The sequence below is a fragment of the Collinsella aerofaciens genome (genome assembly GCF_041537385.1).
Lineage (GTDB): Bacteria > Actinomycetota > Coriobacteriia > Coriobacteriales > Coriobacteriaceae > Collinsella > Collinsella aerofaciens_BV.
This window is the reverse complement of record NZ_JBGORS010000004.1, coordinates 46,384-65,010: the sequence shown is the minus strand read 5'-3', so window position 1 is coordinate 65,010 and position 18,627 is coordinate 46,384. Positions and strand designations below refer to the sequence as shown.

Annotated in this window: 14 protein-coding genes; 10 read left to right on the top strand and 4 right to left on the bottom strand. The window is 60.5% G+C overall.

All coding sequences use genetic code 11. From position 1 onward, the window contains the following. Positions 1-251 precede the first annotated feature (251 nt). The 6 genes from ACEG18_RS06800 (at position 252) to ACEG18_RS06775 (ending at position 6,642) form a co-directional block, all read left to right on the top strand. Positions 252-1,472 carry an iron-containing alcohol dehydrogenase gene (locus ACEG18_RS06800; protein ID WP_372541910.1) on the top strand — a complete coding sequence of 407 codons (1,221 nt, stop codon included), beginning with the start codon at positions 252-254 and terminating at the stop codon, positions 1,470-1,472. A gap of 8 nt (positions 1,473-1,480) precedes the next feature. Then, a complete protein-coding gene (locus ACEG18_RS06795) occupies positions 1,481-2,860 on the top strand; it encodes an aldehyde dehydrogenase (protein WP_372541908.1) in 1,380 nt (459 codons plus the stop codon). A gap of 264 nt (positions 2,861-3,124) precedes the next feature. Then, a complete protein-coding gene (locus ACEG18_RS06790) occupies positions 3,125-3,304 on the top strand; it encodes a hypothetical protein (protein WP_161194591.1) in 180 nt (59 codons plus the stop codon). Between the two features lie 66 nt (positions 3,305-3,370). Then, a complete protein-coding gene (locus ACEG18_RS06785) occupies positions 3,371-3,916 on the top strand; it encodes a metallophosphoesterase (protein ID WP_372541906.1) in 546 nt (181 codons plus the stop codon). 64 nt (positions 3,917-3,980) lie between these two features. Continuing rightward, positions 3,981-4,745: a ChbG/HpnK family deacetylase gene (locus ACEG18_RS06780; RefSeq protein ID WP_372541904.1), complete on the top strand. Its 765-nt coding sequence runs from the start codon at positions 3,981-3,983 to the stop codon at positions 4,743-4,745. Between the two features lie 139 nt (positions 4,746-4,884). After that, positions 4,885-6,642 (top strand): DUF2130 domain-containing protein, encoded by a 1,758-nt coding sequence (locus ACEG18_RS06775; RefSeq protein ID WP_372541902.1) that lies wholly within the window; start codon positions 4,885-4,887, stop codon positions 6,640-6,642. 78 nt (positions 6,643-6,720) lie between these two features. On the opposite strand, the gene ACEG18_RS06770 is transcribed toward ACEG18_RS06775, so the two are convergent. The 3 genes from ACEG18_RS06770 to ACEG18_RS06760 form a co-directional block, all read right to left on the bottom strand. After that, positions 6,721-9,402 carry a DEAD/DEAH box helicase gene (locus ACEG18_RS06770; RefSeq protein ID WP_372541900.1) on the bottom strand — a complete coding sequence of 894 codons (2,682 nt, stop codon included), beginning with the start codon at positions 9,400-9,402 and terminating at the stop codon, positions 6,721-6,723. A 99-nt stretch (positions 9,403-9,501) separates the two neighbouring features. Next, a complete protein-coding gene (gene trmB / locus ACEG18_RS06765; protein WP_372541898.1) occupies positions 9,502-10,341 on the bottom strand; it encodes a tRNA (guanine(46)-N(7))-methyltransferase TrmB in 840 nt (279 codons plus the stop codon). 116 nt (positions 10,342-10,457) lie between these two features. Continuing rightward, positions 10,458-11,330: a class I SAM-dependent methyltransferase gene (locus ACEG18_RS06760; protein ID WP_099431391.1), complete on the bottom strand. Its 873-nt coding sequence runs from the start codon at positions 11,328-11,330 to the stop codon at positions 10,458-10,460. Between the two features lie 267 nt (positions 11,331-11,597). Between ACEG18_RS06760 and ACEG18_RS06755 the strand changes: the two genes are divergently transcribed. The 4 genes from ACEG18_RS06755 to ACEG18_RS06740 all read left to right on the top strand — a co-directional run bounded on the left by ACEG18_RS06755 (position 11,598) and on the right by ACEG18_RS06740 (position 16,100). Continuing rightward, the gene (locus ACEG18_RS06755) at positions 11,598-12,320 is read left to right on the top strand and encodes a helix-turn-helix domain-containing protein (RefSeq protein ID WP_099431392.1); all 723 of its coding nucleotides are present in this window, start codon (positions 11,598-11,600) and stop codon (positions 12,318-12,320) included. Further along, positions 12,317-13,216, top strand: coding sequence for a DUF4097 family beta strand repeat-containing protein (locus ACEG18_RS06750; protein ID WP_372541896.1), 900 nt, complete (start codon positions 12,317-12,319; stop codon positions 13,214-13,216). Before ACEG18_RS06755 ends, ACEG18_RS06750 begins: the two co-directional genes overlap by 4 nt. Before the next feature lie 97 nt (positions 13,217-13,313). Beyond that, on the top strand, positions 13,314-15,221 hold the full coding sequence (locus ACEG18_RS06745; protein WP_372541894.1) for an elongator complex protein 3: 1,908 nt from the start codon (positions 13,314-13,316) through the stop codon (positions 15,219-15,221). Further along, the gene (locus tag ACEG18_RS06740; protein ID WP_372541892.1) at positions 15,222-16,100 is read left to right on the top strand and encodes a spermidine synthase; all 879 of its coding nucleotides are present in this window, start codon (positions 15,222-15,224) and stop codon (positions 16,098-16,100) included. It abuts the gene before it with no gap. Positions 16,101-16,127: 27 nt separating this feature from the next. Here the strand turns inward: ACEG18_RS06740 and ACEG18_RS06735 are convergent, their stop codons facing one another. Beyond that, a complete protein-coding gene (locus tag ACEG18_RS06735; RefSeq protein WP_372541891.1) occupies positions 16,128-18,572 on the bottom strand; it encodes a DEAD/DEAH box helicase in 2,445 nt (814 codons plus the stop codon). Positions 18,573-18,627 lie beyond the last annotated feature (55 nt).

Here is an 18,627-nt window from a genome sequence, read left to right as displayed (position 1 = left end):
GATCCTTTCGATCGATGGCGATGGGGCGCTTGTCCGGTCCCGTAAGGGCCCTCTCCGGACGTGCGTCTTGACGGGTTCTATTATCCATAAATGCAACCAAAAGTGAAGCCTATTAGGAATGATTTTTAATAAAACAATTTAAGCATGTGAAGATGTTGATTGATTAACGATTGGCAAGCCATATGCGGACGCCGATGAGTACAATCGGTCGAGCAAATGTTGACCCATCAACAAATGAGGGAGCTTCCTTTATGCATCTAGCCCGTCGTGCCTGGTGCCGAACGTATCAAACGGTTTTTCGCATCGCATTGCCGGTGCTGCCCTATACCGAGCCACGCATTTTAGAGCACGCCGAGGATGTGCTCGCAGTGCTTCAGGCGCGTTCAATACAGCATGTTCTTATCGTGACGGATCCCGGCATCGCCCGTCTGGGGCTCACGGTACCGCTCGAGACAGCGCTCGCGTCCAAGGGAATTGGCGCTGCGGTCTATGCCAAAACATCAGCGAACCCCACGGTCTCAAACGTGGAGGAAGCGGCGTCCCTGTATCGAGAGGGCGCCTGCCAGGCCATTATCGGTTTTGGCGGCGGCTCGGCCATGGACTGCGCCAAGGGCGTGGGAGCACGCATCGCGCAGCCAAACAAGCCCATCAACAAGATGCGCGGCCTGCTGCGCATTCATCGTCGCCTGCCGCTGCTCATCGCCGTTCCCACCACGGCGGGCACGGGAAGCGAGGTCACGCTTGCAGCGGTAATTACCGACGACGAGACGCACTACAAGTACCCCATCAACGACTTTGTGCTCATCCCGCGCTTTGCGGTGCACGACCCCGAGTTTACGCGCGGTCTGCCCGCCTCCATTACGGGGCAGACGGGCATGGACGCCCTGACGCATGCCGTCGAGGCCTTTATCGGGCGAAGCACTACGCCCTATACGCGCAAGATGGCGCGACAGGCGGTGCAGCTCATCCACGACAATTTGCTCGAGGCCTATGAGCATGGCGACAACATGCGTGCGCGTCGCAATATGCTTTCGGCGGCGTATAAGGCGGGTGTTGCCTTTACGCGCTCCTATGTTGGATATGTGCATGCCATCGCGCACAGTCTGGGCGGCCGATACGGAATTCCGCACGGTTTGGCCAACGCGATCATCCTGCCGCACATGCTTCGCGCTTATGGTGACGCCGCCGCCCCCAAGCTTGCCGATCTTGCTCGCATGGCGGGCATTGCGCCGGCTAACGCGCAGGATAGCCTGGCTGCCGAGGCATTTATCGATTGGGTCGACCGCATGAACGCCGCCTTGGGCATTCCCGAATATGTGACGGGCATTCGCCGCTCCGACATTCCCAAAATGGCGGCACATGCCGATGCCGAGGCCAATCCGCTGTACCCCGTTCCGCTTTTGATGGACCGCCTGGAGCTCGAGCATATGTACGAAGTTGTTGCAGGTGGTATGTTTGAGGACGAGAACTAGGAGGGTCCATGAACACCGAGGAAATTGCGCGCATCGTCGGCGATCAACGCGCCTACTTTAAGACGCACGCCACGTTTGATGTCGATGCTCGACGTCGTGCGCTCGTGAGTTTACGCGATGCGGTGCGGGCCCACGAGGCCGATATTGCCCATGCGCTCAAGACCGATTTGGGAAAGTCGCATGACGAGGCCTATATGTGCGAGATCGGCACGTCGCTTTCCGAGATTCGTCATCAGATCGCTCATGTGGCGCGATGGAGTCGTCCGCGCCTGCGTCCGTGCGACCTCGCTAACGCCGTGAGCGTGTGCAAAACGCAAGCCGTGCCCTATGGCGTCACGCTCATCATGGCTCCGTGGAACTACCCGTTTTTACTGACGCTCGAGCCGCTCGCCGGCGCGCTCGCCGCGGGTAACACCGTGGTTATCAAGCCGAGTGCCTATGCTCCGGCATCGAGCGCGGTGCTCAAGCAAATCTGTGAAGAGGCATTTGATCCGCGCTTGGTGACGGTCGTCGAAGGCGGGCGTGCCGAAAACGAAGCGTTGCTCGATGAGTGCTGGGGCAAGATCTTCTTTACCGGTAGCGTTCCGGTCGGCAAGCTCGTCATGGAGCGTGCAAGTAAAAACCTCACACCCGTGACGCTTGAGCTGGGCGGAAAGAGTCCCTGCATCGTGGATGCGACGGCTAACTTGAAGGTCGCGGCACGCCGTATCGCCTTTGGTAAATGGCTCAACGTGGGGCAGACCTGCGTGGCGCCCGACTACCTGCTGGTCGATACGCGCGTGCACGACGAGCTGCTGGGCCTCATCAAGGAAGAGGCTCGCCGTATGTTTGGTGAACATCCGCTCGATAACGAGGATTACGGGCATATCGTCAACGCCAAGCATTTTGCGCGCGTGCGCGGGCTGATCGATCCCGATAAGGTTGTGCTTGGAGGCGCCGCGCGCGAGGCTTCGCTCAAGATCGAGCCGACGATTTTGGACGGCGTGTCCCCCGATGACGCCGTGATGCAGGAGGAGATTTTCGGCCCCATCTTGCCGGTGCTGACGTTTGAGAGCCTAGACGAGGCCGAGACGTTTATTACGGATCGTCCGACGCCGCTGGCCCTGTATATCTTTAGCCAGGACCGTGAGGTTCAGCAGCGCTTTGTGCGTTACGTGCCCTTTGGTGGTGGCTGTGTTAATGACACCATTATGCATTTGGCCACGAGCCATATGGGCTTTGGCGGCATGGGGGCGAGCGGTATGGGACAGTACCATGGACGCGAGAGCTTCGATACGTTTAGCCACAAGAAGAGCATCGTGAACAAGGCAACGTGGCTGGACGTGCCGTTCCGCTATGCCCCTTACGCAAGCTGGAAGCACAAGTTCGTGCGCATGTTTGTGCATTAGAATCAGATGACATAGGGATAAACAAAGTGGCCGTCCCCGCGTAAGCGAAGACGGCCACTTCTCACGATGAAAACGTGTATCGGAGTTGGCAAGACCCGCTGCCACGGGTGCCATCCGTGTTCCTATCTTATCTGCAAGCGTTCCGTCGCGCAAGCGTTGCGGCAAACGATTGAAAGACGCAGACAGGATGAATTTGTGTCCGCACGGGCCCGTAGACTTCTCAACTATGTTGTGGATGCTCGCTAATCGGTAAGGGAGGCAATCATGTTTGATGACGATGACCTGTTCGATTTGACGGATGATCCGTTTGAGTGGGATTTACTGCTCGATGACGATGAGCTGGAACAAGATCGTAAAAAGCGACAGGGCAAGAAGGCTCAGGATGACGCTTCGAAAAAGCAGGACAAGCGTCGCCGAGGTCTGTTCGGCGGGCTCTTTGGGTGACTGTCTCATCGCCGCGTCTGTATACTAAACAGGTCTTATACGCGTTGCGAAATGAGGACAGAGACGATGATGTGGTTTACCGCCGACCTGCACCTGGGCGATACGAATATCTTGCACGACATGGATCGACCGTTTGATTCGGTCGAGGAGATGAACCGCAAGGTCATCGATGCCATCAATGAGTGCGTGGCTGTGGACGACCGCCTCTATATCCTGGGAGACTTTACGTATCGTTTGCCCATGGCGGAGGCAGTGCGCCTGCGCGAGCGCATCGAATGCCAGAACGTGACGCTCATCCGTGGTAACCATGATGGCGATTGGGGAGATCCGGACGCGCCGCACATTTGGGATGAGGTGCGCGATTATCTGGAGGTCGCCCCCGGTTACGCTAAGGGCCATCGCCTGGTAATGAGCCATTACCCCATGCTCAGCTGGAATGGCAAGGCGCGCGGCGCCATCATGCTGCACGGGCACATTCACAGTAGGGGAGACCGCACCAACGCGCGCAATCGCGATCGCGAGCGCCCTATCTTTCGCTACGACGTTGGCCTCGATGCCAACAACTACAAGCCCGTTAGCCGCGACCAGATTCTCGGCTTCTTTGGACTGTAGCCCTCAAACCACCACAAAGGGGACAGGCACCTTTGTGGTGGTCCTTGCATAGATTGGAGTCGCTATGAAGCAATTGATCATTCGTGCCGACGATATCGGTTATTCGTATGCCGTTAACCTGGGGATTGCCCGCAGCATCAATGAGGGTCTGGTGCGCTCGGCGGGCTTGATGCCCAATATGCCCGAGGCCGAGCGTGGCTGGTCGCTCGTGGCGGACGCCGGCATTGCGGTGGGCCAGCATACCAACGTGTGCCTGGGCAAGCCGTGTGCCGACCCGGAGCTCATTCCGAGTATGCTCAACGAGAGCGGTGAGTTCCATAGTAGCCGTACCTTCCGCGAGCATTTTAAGCGCGGCGAAGAACTGATCGACTTTGATGAGGCCTGCATCGAGATCCGCGCGCAGCATGACCGCTTTGTAGAGATTGTGGGCCGCGAACCCGATTACTTTGAGGCCCATGCCGTCATGAGCAAAAACCTTAACCGAGCGATCTCGGCGGTTGCTCAGGAACTGGGCCTTAAGGAACAGAAGGCGAGCTTCGACCCCACGGCGGTTGTGCGATGCGGCGCCACCGACCTGCGCATGGTGATGCACTCGATGGAGCCGGGCTACGAACCCAAGGACTCGATTATGCGGACGATTCGCGAGATGGCGGACGGCGAGACGGTCGTCTTTGTGTGCCATCCGGGCTATCTCGATCGTTTTATCTTGGAGAACAGCTCGCTTACGACCGATCGCACCAAGGAAGTCGATGCGCTGATCGACCCCGAGCTTCGCGCTTGGCTTGAGTCTCAATCCGATCTTCGCCTGATCGACTACCGCGACCTGTAAGGACCCAAGCCACCACAAAGGGGATAGGCACCCTCGCGGTGGATCTGGCGCCGTTGCCATTATGGCTGCGGCGCCTTTTTTGTCCGCGTGGCGCGGTAGAGTGTAGAAGGTTGAAATTTGCGTCCATCGAGGAGCTGCTATGAACGAGATCAAGTGCCCGCATTGCGGCGAAGTTTTTAAGGTCGATGCGTCCGGTTATGCGGATATCGTCAAGCAGGTGCGCGATGCCGAGTTCTCGCGCGATCTTGATGAGCGTGTAAAGGCCGTCCAGCGTGAGGGGGAGCAGGCGTTGGAGCTTGAGCGCTCTCGTTCGACGGCCGCCCTGCAGGAGGTGGAGTCTCAGCGTAGCGCTCAACTTGCCGAGCAGAAAAACGCCGCGGCTCAGGAGCTGGCACAAGAGGTTGCCAAGCGTGATGCCGAGCTTGCCGAATTGCGTGCCAAGCTCGAGGGCGCTGCCGCAGAGCGCGAGAGTGCAAGCCAGCGCGCGGCGGTTGAGGCCCGTGCCGACGCTCAAAAGGAGAACGCCGAGCTCCAGCGCGAAATCGACAACTTGCGTGCGCAGCTGGGGCGCAAGGATGACGAAGCCAAGCTTGCCGAGTCGGCGGCGCGCAATGCTGCTCAAAACGATGTAGCTGCACGTGATGCCCAGATTGCCGAGCTGCAGGCCAAGCTTGCTGCGGCGGACAAGGCCCAGGAGATGGCGCTTGCCGCTGCCGCGGCAGAGTCGCGGCGTGAACTCGATGCCGCTCGTAGCGAGGCCGAACGCATACTCACAGACTACCGCGCGAAGGTGCAGGAGAAGTTTTCTGCCGCAAAGGCTCAGTCTGAGCAGGAGGCCGAGGGCCTACGCGCACGGCTGCGCGAACAGGAGCTGACGGCCAAAATGAACCTATCAGAGGCGGTCGCCGCGGCGGAGCGAGAGCGCGATGAGGCACGTGCCAAGCTGACGAGTGAGCTGGCAGTGCGCGATTCTCGCGAGGAACAGGCCAAGGCGGCACATGAGCTTGAGCTTGCGCAGGCCAAGCGCGCGAGCGATGACCTAATTCGCTACAAGGATGAAGAGATTGAGCGCCTTAAGGACATGAAGGTTCGCCTGTCCACCAAGATGGTGGGCGAGTCGCTCGAGCAGCACTGCGAGACTGAGTTCAATCGTTTGCGTATGACCGCGTTTCCTAATGCGTACTTCGAGAAAGACAACGATGCGTCCGAGGGCACCAAGGGCGACTTTATCTTCCGCGAGTGCGACGCGAGCGGCAACGAGATCATCTCGATCATGTTCGAGATGAAAAATGAGAACGACGAGACTGCGACCAAACACAAAAACGAGGACTTCTTTAAGAAACTCGATCACGATCGCCGCCAAAAGGGCTGTGAGTACGCGGTACTCTGCACACTGCTCGAGCCCGAGAGCGAGCTTTACAACGCGGGAATCGTGGACGTGAGCTACCGCTACGAGAAGATGTACGTGATTCGCCCACAGTTTTTCATTCCCATGATTACGCTGCTGCGCAACGCCGCCATGGGTTCGCTGCACTATAAGCAGGAGCTGGCGGAGTACAAACAGCAGAATATCGACGTCACGAACTTCGAGGCCAAGATGGAGAAGTTCAAGGACGGCTTCTCGCGCAACTACAACCTGGCGAGTAAGCAATTCGAGTCGGCAATCAAGGAAATCGATGCCGCCATCAAGCAGCTCGAGAAGACCAAGGACGATTTGCGCCGCAGCACCGAGAATCTGCGCCTGGCCCACAACAAGGCCGATGAGCTTACCATTCGCAAGCTCACGTGGGGCAACAAGACCATGAAAGCAGCGTTTGACGAAGCGCGCGAGGCAACGTCCGAGACAGGCGATGAGCCAGCCGAGGCGGATTCGTATGAGGTTGAGGATGCCGAATAAGGCATAGCATATAGTGCAAAAACGGGGCCGCTGGCGATATTGCCAACGGCCCCGTTTGTTTCGTTCCAGTATGTTCGGCTAGTCCTCGAGCAGGTCCTCGATAAAGCCGACGCGGTAGTTTTTGAAGATGACCTCGCCGCCGTCTTGCGTGGCGTCCAGATCGACATCGCCCATGATGCCAAAGTCGTGGTCGCCATCCTCGTCGGCAAAGATCTGGTGCACGTGCCACACGTGTGCGGTCTTCTCATCGGACTCATCGATGGAAAACATCGCGGCACTGCGGGCATCTCCATCGGTGAGAATTTCCTCGTGCTGCTCGTGGTAGGCATCGAGCGCCTTTTGCCAGCGGATCTCGCTCATGCCCCAGTCGTCGTCGAGCTCGCCCAGGTCGCGAACGTGCTCGCGAGCGGCAAGGGTCACGCGGCGGAAGAGCGCGTTGCGCACCAGCAGCGTGCAGCCGCGGCGGTCCGCCACGACCTCGTCGATGCCTTGTGGCGGCGCGGCATCGAGGGCTGCCGGGTTGCCGGCGTTCTCCCACTCGTCCACCAGGCTCGAGTCCACCGAGCGCACCACAAAGCCCAACCACGAGATAATGTCGCGCAGGCGCTCGTCGCGCTTTTCGATGGGCACGGTGCGGTCGAGAGAACGGTAGGCCTCGGCTAAGTAGCGCAGCAGAATGCCCTCGGAGCGGGCGATGCCGAGCTTTTGGATATAGCCCTTAAAGTCGCTCGCGCTCTCCAGCATGTCGCGCAGGACGCTCTTGGGCGAGAGCTGGTAGTCGTTGGCCCAGGGCACTTCCTGGCAGTACTTGTCGAAGGCGGCATCGAGCAAGTCCTCGAGCGGCTTTTCGTAGGTGACATCCTGGATGCGCTCCAGGCGTTTCTCATATTCGACGCCGTCAGCCTTCATTTCGGCCATCGCGCGGTCGCGCGCGGCGCGCTCCTGTGCGCGCAATACCTGCTTGGGGTCCTCGAGCGTAGCCTCGACCATCGAGATGAGGTCCATGGTATAGGTCTCACTCTCGGGGTCGAGCAGCTCCAGCGCGGCAAGCAAAAACGGCGAGAGCGGCTGGTCGAGCGCAAAGTCCTCGGGCAGGTCGACCGTCAGCGCGTAGTCGATGCCCGGCACGGTGTCAGCCGGAGCATCGGGCGCGGGCGGCACCTCGGTGCGCACGACGACGCCGGAGTCGATGAGCGTGGCGAAGATCTCGTCGGCACGAACCTCGAGCTTTGCCTTTTCCTCGGGCGTTTGCAGGCTTGTCTCGATGAGGTCGTGCACGCGGGTGCGAGCGTCGCCGCCCTGCTCGACTACGCTAATCACCATGGAGTGTGTGATGCGAAGGCGCGGCTTGAGCGTTTCGGGCTGCGTCTCGATCAGGCGTTCAAAGGTCTGCTTGTTCCAGGTGACAAAGCCTTCGGGGGCCTTCTTCTTTTTAATCTTGCGGAGTTTTTTGGGGTCGTCGCCCGCCTTGGCCATGAGCTTGGCGTTCTCGATCTCGTGCTCGGGTGCCTCGGCGATGACCATGCCCTCGGTATCGAAGCCCGAGCGGCCGGCGCGACCGGCAATCTGATGGAACTCGCGGGCGCGCAGACGACGCATCTTGTAGCCGTCAAACTTGGTGAGCGCGGTGAGCACCACGGTGTGGATGGGTACGTTGATGCCGACGCCGAGCGTATCGGTACCGCAGATGACGGGCAGCAGACCCTGCTGCGCCAAACGCTCGACCAGCAGGCGATAGCGCGGCAACATGCCAGCATGGTGCACGCCGACGCCGCATCCGAGCAAGCGCTTGAGAATCTTGCCAAAGGCCGTGGAGAAGCTCGTGCCCTTGGCGGCTTCCTTAATGGCCTCGCGCTGCTCCTTGCTGGCGATGCCAAAATTGGCGAGGGATTGCGCCGTCGCAAGTGCGGCGTCCTGGCTAAAGTGCACGATATAGAGCGGGGCCTCGCCGCGGCGCATGGCGAGCTCGACCGTGCCCTCGAGGGAGGTCGTCACATAGTCGTAGCTCAGCGGAACGGGACGCGGGGCATCGACGACCAAGTCGCAGGTAGCGCCGGTGTGTTCCTCGAGCGAGGCGGCGATCGCGGTGACATCGCCGAGCGTGGCGCTCATGAGCATGAATTGCGTGTGAGGCAGGGTGAGCAGCGGCACCTGCCAGGCCCAGCCGCGGTCGGGGTCGGCAAAGTAGTGGAACTCGTCCATGGCCACGCAGCCGACATCGGCATCTTCGCCCTCGCGCAGTGCGTCGTTGGCAAGGATCTCTGCCGTGCAGCAGATGACGGGCGCCTTGGTGTTGATATGCGTGTCGCCGGTGATCATACCGACGTTATCTCGGCCGAGCACCTGCACAAGGTCGAAGAACTTTTCGCTGACCAGGGCCTTGATAGGGGCCGTGTAATAACAGCGCTTGCCCTGTGCCATGCCCATAAAGAGCATGCCCAGCGCGACGAGCGATTTACCCGATCCGGTCGGCGTGCCCAAAATGACGTGATCTCCGGCGGCCAGGTCCATGAGAGCCTCTTCTTGGTGATCCCACAGCTCAATGCCGCGATCGCTCGTCCATTCAAAGAAGCGCTCAAAGGCCTGATCGGGCGTGAGCCATGGTTCGGGCTCGCTGCCGTCCTCGGGCTCCCACCAGGTGGGGGAGAGCGCGCCGAGCGAGCCGAACTCGGCTTCGGTTCCCGTGCCGCCCGAGAATGAGCTGGCGGCGCCGGCGCCGGAGACGGTGCTGGCGGCGGTATCTGTCGTGGTCTGTGCCATGTGGCTGCTTTCTCTCGCCGTTTGTCCGCCAACTATTATGGCGTAGCGTCGCATCGATGCGTTCGCAGGCAAGAAAATGCAGGAAATGGGCGCGCGGTACTAGCGTTCCTGAGGCAGGCGCTTTTTGCCCTTGCGGGCGCGGTTTTTAAAGTTCTCAACGGCCTCTTCCATGCCCAGGGGTACATAGGCGAGCTCATCGAGGTTTTCGGGCAGGTAGCACGCAAGGCTTTGCTCCTGCGCTCGGCCCGCCGCGAGCTGTTCATCGCTGGGCTGCGTGCCGGGTGTGGCGCAAATGCCATAGACGACGGCACCCATCTCGCGCGTGCGGCGCTCGTACTCGGTCTCGGGATGCTCGGGATGGTCGCGGCGGACGTCGTCGCTTACCCAAAGCGTGTCGTAGCCGGCCGCGGCAAACTGCCCCAGGGCGTAGTCGCGCAATGGCTTACTGTCGGATCGCAGTGTGACGGTGGCGCCGGCTGCAAAGAGCGGGCGATAGAGCATCAGATGGTCGACATGGACGAGTCGTTTTTTGGCGTACTTGGCCTTGGGCTGCGGCGTGGGAAAGTTGATGGAGATGGCATCGAGCTCGCCTGCGGCAAACAGCTGCGGCAGCGATGCGGCACCTCGGGGCAGGACGAGTGCGTTGGACAGCTCCTGCTCGCAAATCTTCTGGGCGGCATAGGCGATGCAGATGGGCTCCTGGTCCATGCCGATAAAGAGGGTGTTTGGCTCGTGGGCCGCGCGCTCTACAAGGTATGTTCCCTTGCCGCAGCCAAGATCCAGGTGAAGATGCTCGAAGGGCTTGCCACCAGCCGGCGTACATGCTTCACGCCAATGTCCGGCATAGCTCTCGGGGCTCGTCTCGATGGCATCGGCGTAGCGCTCCAGGCGCTCCTCGAGCACAAAGTTCTTAGGCGTGCGAACGTGAACGGCTCCCATGAGGCTCCTTAGTCATAAGTGCGGAACGCATAGCTGCACGTTTCGGCGATGCGTTGGAAAGGGTGGACGCAATGTGGTCTTTTGCGGCAGCGCCGCTCAAAACGAACCGCAGGTTCCTACAGGCGCTTGAGGATCACATAGCGGTTGAGATCGCCGCTGCGACCGTCGGCATGGAAGCGCTCAAGCTCGCGCACGGGGACCTCGCCGCTCTTGTAGAACGTTCGGACGCCGCGCACCAGGTCGGTGATCTGTTGATCGTCAAAGTGATGACAATAGCGGTAGGCGTGGCGGTCGTTTTGCCAGCCAATGAGGTGGTCGCCGGCTTCAAACTGCGCGGAATCGTAACCCTCAAACGGCGGGGTGAGCTCGGCGCGGGCTTCGGCTCGAACGGCCTTGCGCGCCATGCGCTCGTCGTTCATAAACTCCCAAAAGCTGATGGCGATGATGCCGCCCGGGCGCGTCTGACGCACCAGGGCGTCGAGCACGCGTACGCGGTACTCGCACGACGGCACGTGGTGCATAAAGCCAAAGCAGACCGAGATGTCGGCGAGCGGGGCGTCGAAAAGCACGTCGGGTGTCTCGGCGGGGTTGAGCTTCATGAGGGCATCGAGCACATCGAGCTCCTGGAAGTGCAGGTTGGGGATGCGCAGGGCGTGGCCGCGCGCATCTATGGCCAGGTCCTGGCACGAGTCGACACCATAGAACTCAAATGGGCAGTTGGCATCTGCCGAGGGGCTCGCGCCGTCGACGCCCTTGGCAGCCAGCGTGCCGCCGGCGGCAAAGTTCTCGAATCGCATATTGCCGCAGGCAAGATCGAAGACGCGGACGGGATGCTCTATCGTGGCTACATCGAGCTGCCCGAGTGCGATGTCCATAGTGCGCACCCAGCCGGGCCACGGAGCCTGGCGTGTATCGGAAAAGGAGGCGGAGTGCTCGCGATAGAACGTATTGTTGAGCTGGATGAGCGATGAGGCGAAATCGCGGTTCACGGCGCGGGACTCCCTCCGTTGGCGGTGCGGAATAAACAGTACGACCATACTACCGTTAACGCTGCAACGGGGACAACCGAGCTGCGGGTCATTGCTTTGTTTGGACACATTTCCGCAGCTCATATGTGCCCGCAACCGCCGGTTGTCAAAAATCTCACTAGAATAGGTGGCATGCTTTTGGCGGTGGCGGATAGATTTTTAACTGTGCAAGGCGCCTTAAGAACAAAAACGGTCCGGCGGCACGGCTGGCATCATATAGGAGGAACCATGAATGTAGAAACTGCGCAGCGGCTCGCCGACCTTCGTCGCAGCAAGGGTTTTAGCCAAGAAGGGCTTGCACGAAAGCTGGGACTGTCGCGCCAGGCGGTCAGTAAATGGGAGCGCGCGGAGAGCTCGCCCGATACCGAGAACCTGATCTCGCTCGCAAAACTCTATGGCGTGAGCCTGGACGAGCTCCTCAATCCGAGCGATGAGATCGAGGACGATATCGAGTTTGAGAACGAGGACCGCGCCCGTCAGCGCGAGGCCGAGGCAGCGGAGCGCGCCCGTACCCATGAGGCGGCGGCACGTGCTACCGAGGCGGCAACGCAGGCGAGTGATGCCGCCGCCAAGGCGGCGCAAGCGGCAAGCTGGAGTGCACAAGCCGCCAATGCCGCTACGGCGCAGGTGACGAGTGGCGGCGCAGTTGGCTCGACTCCGGTGAAGGGCCCGTTCCAGTCGTTCCCGTATTGGGCCGTGTGCTGGCTGCTGTTCTTTTTGCTGATGTTCTCGTTTGGCGCCGGCCCCTTTGCCGCGCTGATTTTCTTTACGATCCCCATCTATCACTGGGTGGCACGTGCGCTCGATGGCGATTGGGCGCGCGGGGATATTCAGGTTGGTCCGGCGCCGGCGGTCGCTAGGACTAAGGGGGAGGACGTTTCCACTGCGGTTGACGCTGACATGGCTGCCGCGGCCACCGCTGAGCCGAGTGCCAAAGAAGGTGGTGAATGATGAAGCTCTCGCATGAGTCTAAGAGGCGCTTGGGTGTCGGCATCGGAGCGTTTGTGCTTATCATCGGACTTGTCTTCGGCACTTCGTGGACTTTGATTCATTTTGATGGACCGTGGGATTTCGACGATGTTGTATCCGGCTTGTCTGGTATGGGCGATGCGTTTGACGAGGACGATTCCTTGAATAGCGGTAACTATTCCGCTCGGCCTCAACAGCTTTCGAAGGAAACGTTTGATGCCGACGCGTTCACATCCCTTGACTTGGATGTGACGTCGGGTACGGTTGAGATCAAATGCGTTTCCGACGGGCCGGTACGTGTCATCGAGAGTGGCCGCGTCGCAAAAGGAGTAGCTGCTTACGATGCGGCAACCCAGAATCTGGCCGAGGTTAAGGGTTCTACGCTCAAGCTTCGCCAGTTCGATTGCGATGACGAGCGCGCCATTGACCGCACGGTAACCGTCGAACTGCCGCGCGAAGTTGCCGATAACATGGTGGGCATTACAGCGAATGTAGAATCGGGAGACCTGACGGTCACGGACATTGCGTGCCATGACCTCAACCTGACGTTGGACTCGGGAGACGTTGAGTTTGCGGGCACTGTAACCGACGCCCTGAATGCCAAGGTAGGTTCGGGCGATGCGACGTTCGAGCTCCACCAGGCCCCCGCGAAGTCGATGGACGTAAGCGTGGACTCGGGCGATGTGGAGATAACGGTTCCGAACTCTACGGGCTTTAAGGCGAGCCTTACCGTGGGCAGCGGTGACTTCGAGAGCGATTTCCTTCCGCTTGGCTACGATGGCGAGACCATATTGAATCTTGAATTCGACAACGGTGATAAGTCTGCCACGTATCGTTTTAAGGTCGGTTCGGGCGACATGTCGTTTGATTCGGAGTGACATGCGGTTTTCGGAGACCGCTGCATATAGGCGTGCTCTTTGATGGAGGCGTCGGGGCTGAGGTTGGCTCCGGCGCCTTTGCCTTTACAATGGGGACATGGAACAGATTATCTTGAACATACTCGAGGTCCTGCGTCGTGGCGAGGCCGTGGACGACAAGACCCTCGTCAAACTGATACATGCCGAGGCGCGCCGCGAGGGTGCCGACAAACGAGACCTGGCCAAGCGCCGACTGCTGCCGTTCTACCAGCGGGTTAAACGTGAGGAGCCGGCTCGTTGGGCGGCATGGAATGTCGATGCCGAGCTGGAGCGTCAGCTGCTGCAGGTGCTGCGCATGAAACCGCGCCGAACGGCCTCGGGCGTGGCGACCATTACCGTCATCACCAAGCCCTGGCCGTGCTCGGGCGATTGCCTGTTTTGTCCTAACGACCTGCGCATGCCCAAAAGCTATCTGCATGCCGAGCCCGCGTGCGCCCGTGCGGAGCAAAACTGCTTCGACCCGTATCTGCAGGTGAGCGCCCGTTTGACGGCGCTTTCGCAGATGGGACATGCGACTGATAAGATTGAGCTCATCGTGCTCGGCGGTACCTGGAGCGACTATCCGCAAGGGTATCAGGCATGGTTTACGTCGGAGCTCTTCCGTGCGCTCAATGATGATGCGGTGGCGGGCGTGGCGGCCAACCCCATGTTGGCGCGTCCGGGCATCAGCCGTGCCGAGGCGGGGCGTCTGCTCGATGACGCTCCTGCCGATGCCCTGCCGCCTGTGGTAGCAGAGCGCCGCGAGCGCTATCGCGCTGCCGGTATTGCGACCGATGAGGTTGAGCTTGCGAGCGGCGTTGCCGACGAGCAGGGGCGTGTGGATGCTGCCGTGGGCGGCTATAACCGTGCGGTGCGTCGTCTGTACGGCCCCGGTACGCCGTGGGGCGAGGTCACCGAGTGGCAGACGGCAACGATGGAGGAGCTCGAGCGTCAGCAGCGCATTAACGAGACGGCGAAGCATCGCGTGGTGGGACTCGTTATCGAGACGCGCCCCGATGCCGTAACGCCGCAGGCGCTCACGCTCATCCGCCGCCTGGGCTGCACCAAGATACAGATGGGCATCCAAAGCCTTGACCAGCATCTACTCGATATCAACGAGCGCCGCATTTCGGTGACACAGATCGAGCGGGCGTTTTCGCTCGCGCGCCTATTTGGCTTTAAGATCCACGCTCATTTTATGCTCAACTTGCTGGGCGCCACACCCGAGGGGGACAAGCGCGACTACGAGCGCTTTATGACCGAAGGGACCTTTATGCCCGACGAGGTCAAGGTCTACCCGTGTGCGCTCATCGAGGGCTCGCGCCTGGTGGGCTGCTACGAGCGCGGCGAGTGGCGCCCCTATACCGAGGAAGAACTGCTCGATGTGCTGGCCGATGACATCGTGGTGACGCCGGCGTTCTGCCGCATCAGCCGCATGATTCGCGACTTTAGTTCCGATGACATCATGGTGGGCAACAAGAAGCCCAACCTGCGTCAGCTCGTCGAGAACCGCCTGGCTGCTCGGGGTGACGGTGCGACGGTGCGTGAAATCCGCTATCGCGAGATTAGCACGGCGGGTGCCGACTTGGATGAGCTATCTCTTGATGAGGAAGTAGCGTACGAGACGCCGGTGACTTACGAGCGCTTTTTGCAGTGGGTGACGCCGCGGGGCAAGATCGCGGGCTTTTTGCGGTTGTCGCTGCCCGATCGCGCTTTTGTTGCCGCACATGCGGACGAGCTGCCGACGATGCCGGACGAGGCGATGATTCGTGAGGTGCACGTGTATGGCATGGCGGCGCGCGTGGGCGATCAGGGCCAGGCAGCGCAGCACCATGGATTGGGACGTTTGCTCGTGGAGCGTGCGTGCCAGATAGCTCGGGACGCTGGCTATACGTACATCAACGTGATCAGCGCGATCGGTACGCGCGAGTACTATCGCCATCTTGGATTTTATGACCATGGCCTTTATCTGCAAAAGGAGCTCTAGATGAACAAGCCGAGTGTTTCTGCCGGCGTCGTTGCCGGCGTTGCTCTGGGAGCCGCGGCGCTTGGTGCGGCCGCTGTCGCTGTTCGTGCTGCCTGTCTGCAGGTCGCGAGGACCCGCAACGGGTTGGCACGTGTGAAGCGTGTGCACGACGAGAGCGGTGACGAGGTCCGCGTGCTCGTACAGGGCGGCGTCTACCAAAGCGCGAGCTATGTTGGCGATCGTTGGGCGGAGCCCGTCTTTGCGTACTATCGTGCATTTGACGATGTGTTTGAGGCCGAGGACGCAATGCGTGATGCTTACGGGCATGGTATCGACCGTATGCTCATGCTGGGCGGCGGCGGGTTTGCCTATCCCAAGTTTGCGCTGATGTCGCACGAGGGCCTGCGCATGGACGTCATCGAGTATGACGGAGAGATAACGCGCTTGGCGCGCCGTTGGTTCTATCTGGATGAACTGGAGCGCGCGGTGGGCGATCGCCTGCGGGTGATTACCGCTGAGGCTCGCTCGTATCTGGGTGTGACGAGCGTGGGCCATCGTCGCTACGACGTGGTCGTGAGCGATTGCTTTGGCGGTGCCGAGCCCGTGCGCGAGCTGGCGACCGTTGAGGCGCTGCGCCTGGTGCGGGGCAGCCTGAACCCCGGGGGTATCTACGTGGCCAATGTCGTGAGCGCAAACGAGGGGAGCGATGTGACGTTCCTTCGCGACTGCGCTGCCACGGCACTCGAGGTATTCGTCCACGCCTGGGTGGTCCCATGTGGCGATGCGAAGTTCAGCGGCGAGGAAAACTACCTGCTCATCGCCAGCGACGGCGACTACGCCTTTGCCGAAGCCGTGCCCTTCGACACCGACTTCCTCGGCACCGTCCTTCACGACAAGTAAGTCTCCCCGTCCCAAAAAAGACTGGTCTTAGGCGTGGTCGCGCCAGCCGTGAACGCGCTGCTTCATGCCCTCTATGTCGAGCACGCCTTCGGCAAAGCCCTTGCGCACGAGCTCTTCGGGAACAAACTCGTCGTAGCGGTCAAAGTAAGGCACCTCGCCAGGATAGACGAGCTCGATGGGATCGAAGTCCTTTTCGGCCTCGGCGGCGAGCACCTCAAAGAACGTCTCCTCGTCGGCCTTCATCTTAAACTGCATAAAGTACGGGCGTGACGGGTCGAGTCCGCGAAGGCCCAGCTCAGCGGCGCATTTGATTTTAAGCATGCGCTCGAGTGCTAGGAAGGCGTAGCTGCCCAACCAGGGGAAGAGCACCCAGGTGTCGCCACCCAGATTGATGAGCGGCTTAGTTCCCGCGCCCGAAATCTCGGCGGTATGACGAGCCTGCGCCAAGCGAGCCCGTGCGTTACCCATAAGGTACGGATATGCTGCGTGCTCAGTGAGCGCTTGGCGCATGCGCTCGAGCACATGCGTGTTAATGTCGCCGGGGCAGTCGCCAAAGTAGGCCGGCACCCGGCCCTTGACCTGCGTGGCAAAGACAGTGTGGCGCTTCCAGTCCACTTCCTCGACAATCCAGCAATGGCCGGCGATGGCGATGCGCTCACCGGGCGGGGGCGGATTAACGATCGTGCCCAGCTCGGCCGATTCGCTCCGGACGGTAAACTCCTCGTTTTCTTGAAACACGGCGTAGAACTTAAAGTTGTTGATGATGCGCTCGCCCGCGAGACCCACGATGAGCCCGCCACCTTCGGTGACCTGGATATGGTCGATCTTAATGAGGTGACGTAGCAGCACACGGTAATCGTCTGCCGAGACACGGTGGAAATAGCTGAGCGTGAGCACGCGCTGGGCAAGTTCGGCCGGCGTGAGCTCGCCGGTGCTGGCGAGGGTCGACATAGTCTGGTGATAGAGCAGGCTGTAGGGGAGACGATCGAGCTCGGGTGGCTCGACCCACTTTTCCTCGCGATAGAGTTGTACGAGCGCGATACCCTGCAGGAGCTTCCAGGGAATGGTTTCGGGCATCATCGTGCGCGGCTCGGGTTCTTCCTCGCGCATGACAAACCACATCTCGGGCGGAAGGTCGCGACGGCCTGTGCGCCCCATGCGCTGCAAAAAGGAGCTGACGGTAAACGGTGCATCGATCTGAAAGGCACGTTCCAAGCGGCCGATATCGATACCGAGCTCCAACGTAGAGGTGGTGACGGTTGTCTGCGCCTGCTCCTCATCGCGCATGAGTTCCTCGGCCGTCTCGCGCAGCGATGCCGAAAGGTTGCCGTGATGGATGAGAAAGCGGTCGGGCTCGTGCCGGCTTTCGCAGTAGCTGCGCAGCATGGAGCACACGGCCTCTGCCTCCTCGCGCGAGTTGGCAAAGACCAGGCACTTGCGGCCGCGCGTATGCTCAAAGATATAGCCCATACCGGGGTCGGCGTTGTCAGGTGCCGTGTCGGTGGGGTTGAGAAGTGCCTGCTCGGTCGCTCGTGGGATGTCGACTTCGCCCTCGGGGGCCGAGGAAGTGCGACGGACTTTGGGAGCGGCCTTGCCCCGCGCCTGCTCGCGACGTTGACGGCGTTCTTCCTGTGTAAGCTGTCCGCTGTGGCGCATGTCTTGTCCGGATGCGGGCAGCGCCGCGGGCGCCGCTATCTCAATACGCTCGCAAGCAAGCACCTCGGCTTCTTGTGGACCTTTGCCTACGAATCCTCGTTGCTGAGCCTGGGGGCCCGAGTTGTAGAAGTGCTCCATGGAGATGCGCCACACGCGGCGCGGTTCCTCAAAACGGGGGATAACGCAGTCGCGCCCCGTTCCCTGCGAGAGAAAGGTGCCCGTGCGCTCGGGGTCGCCGATGGTTGCCGACAGACCGATGCGGCGGGGCTGCACGCCTGCCATGCGCGAGAGGCGCTCGATAAGACAGAGCGTCTGCCCGCCGCGGTCGCCGCGCATGAGCGAATGGACTTCGTCGATAACTACATAGCGCAGGTCACAAAACATACGAGGGATCGCCATGTGCTTATGAATCAGGAGCGCCTCGAGCGATTCGGGCGTAATCTGTAGGATACCGCTCGGCTTTTTGATGAGTTTGGCCTTGTGTGATTGCGAGACATCGCCATGCCAGTGCCAGACGGGGATATCGGCTTCTTCGCACAGGTCGTTGAGGCGGACGAATTGGTCGTTGATGAGCGCCTTGAGGGGACCAATGTAGAGGGCGCCCACGCTTGCGGGCGGGTTCTCCCAAAACTCGGTCAGGATGGGAAAGAAGGCTGCCTCGGTTTTGCCAGAAGCCGTGGATGCCGTCAGGAGCACATTGTCCTGCGTGTTAAAGATGGCATCTGCCGCCGCAACCTGGATAGAGCGCAAGCTCTCCCAATCGTGGGAGTAGATGAAGTCTTGGATAAACGGGGCGTAGCGGTCAAAGGCGTTCACGGGGCCTCCTTTCAACAACGAATTTCTCAACGCGGCGGGCAGTGGCTTGCTACAT

Coding starts and splice junctions, on each gene's coding strand:
- ACEG18_RS06750 (WP_372541896.1), top strand. CDS start 12,317: ATGATGAAGCTCTCGCATGAGTCTAAGAGGCGCTTGGGTGTCGGCATC.
- ACEG18_RS06740 (WP_372541892.1), top strand. CDS start 15,222: ATGAACAAGCCGAGTGTTTCTGCCGGCGTCGTTGCCGGCGTTGCTCTG.
- ACEG18_RS06800 (WP_372541910.1), top strand. CDS start 252: ATGCATCTAGCCCGTCGTGCCTGGTGCCGAACGTATCAAACGGTTTTT.
- ACEG18_RS06755 (WP_099431392.1), top strand. CDS start 11,598: ATGAATGTAGAAACTGCGCAGCGGCTCGCCGACCTTCGTCGCAGCAAG.
- ACEG18_RS06775 (WP_372541902.1), top strand. CDS start 4,885: ATGAACGAGATCAAGTGCCCGCATTGCGGCGAAGTTTTTAAGGTCGAT.
- ACEG18_RS06785 (WP_372541906.1), top strand. CDS start 3,371: ATGATGTGGTTTACCGCCGACCTGCACCTGGGCGATACGAATATCTTG.
- ACEG18_RS06745 (WP_372541894.1), top strand. CDS start 13,314: ATGGAACAGATTATCTTGAACATACTCGAGGTCCTGCGTCGTGGCGAG.
- ACEG18_RS06780 (WP_372541904.1), top strand. CDS start 3,981: ATGAAGCAATTGATCATTCGTGCCGACGATATCGGTTATTCGTATGCC.
- trmB (WP_372541898.1), bottom strand. CDS start 10,341: ATGGGAGCCGTTCACGTTCGCACGCCTAAGAACTTTGTGCTCGAGGAG.
- ACEG18_RS06790 (WP_161194591.1), top strand. CDS start 3,125: ATGTTTGATGACGATGACCTGTTCGATTTGACGGATGATCCGTTTGAG.
- ACEG18_RS06770 (WP_372541900.1), bottom strand. CDS start 9,402: ATGGCACAGACCACGACAGATACCGCCGCCAGCACCGTCTCCGGCGCC.
- ACEG18_RS06795 (WP_372541908.1), top strand. CDS start 1,481: ATGAACACCGAGGAAATTGCGCGCATCGTCGGCGATCAACGCGCCTAC.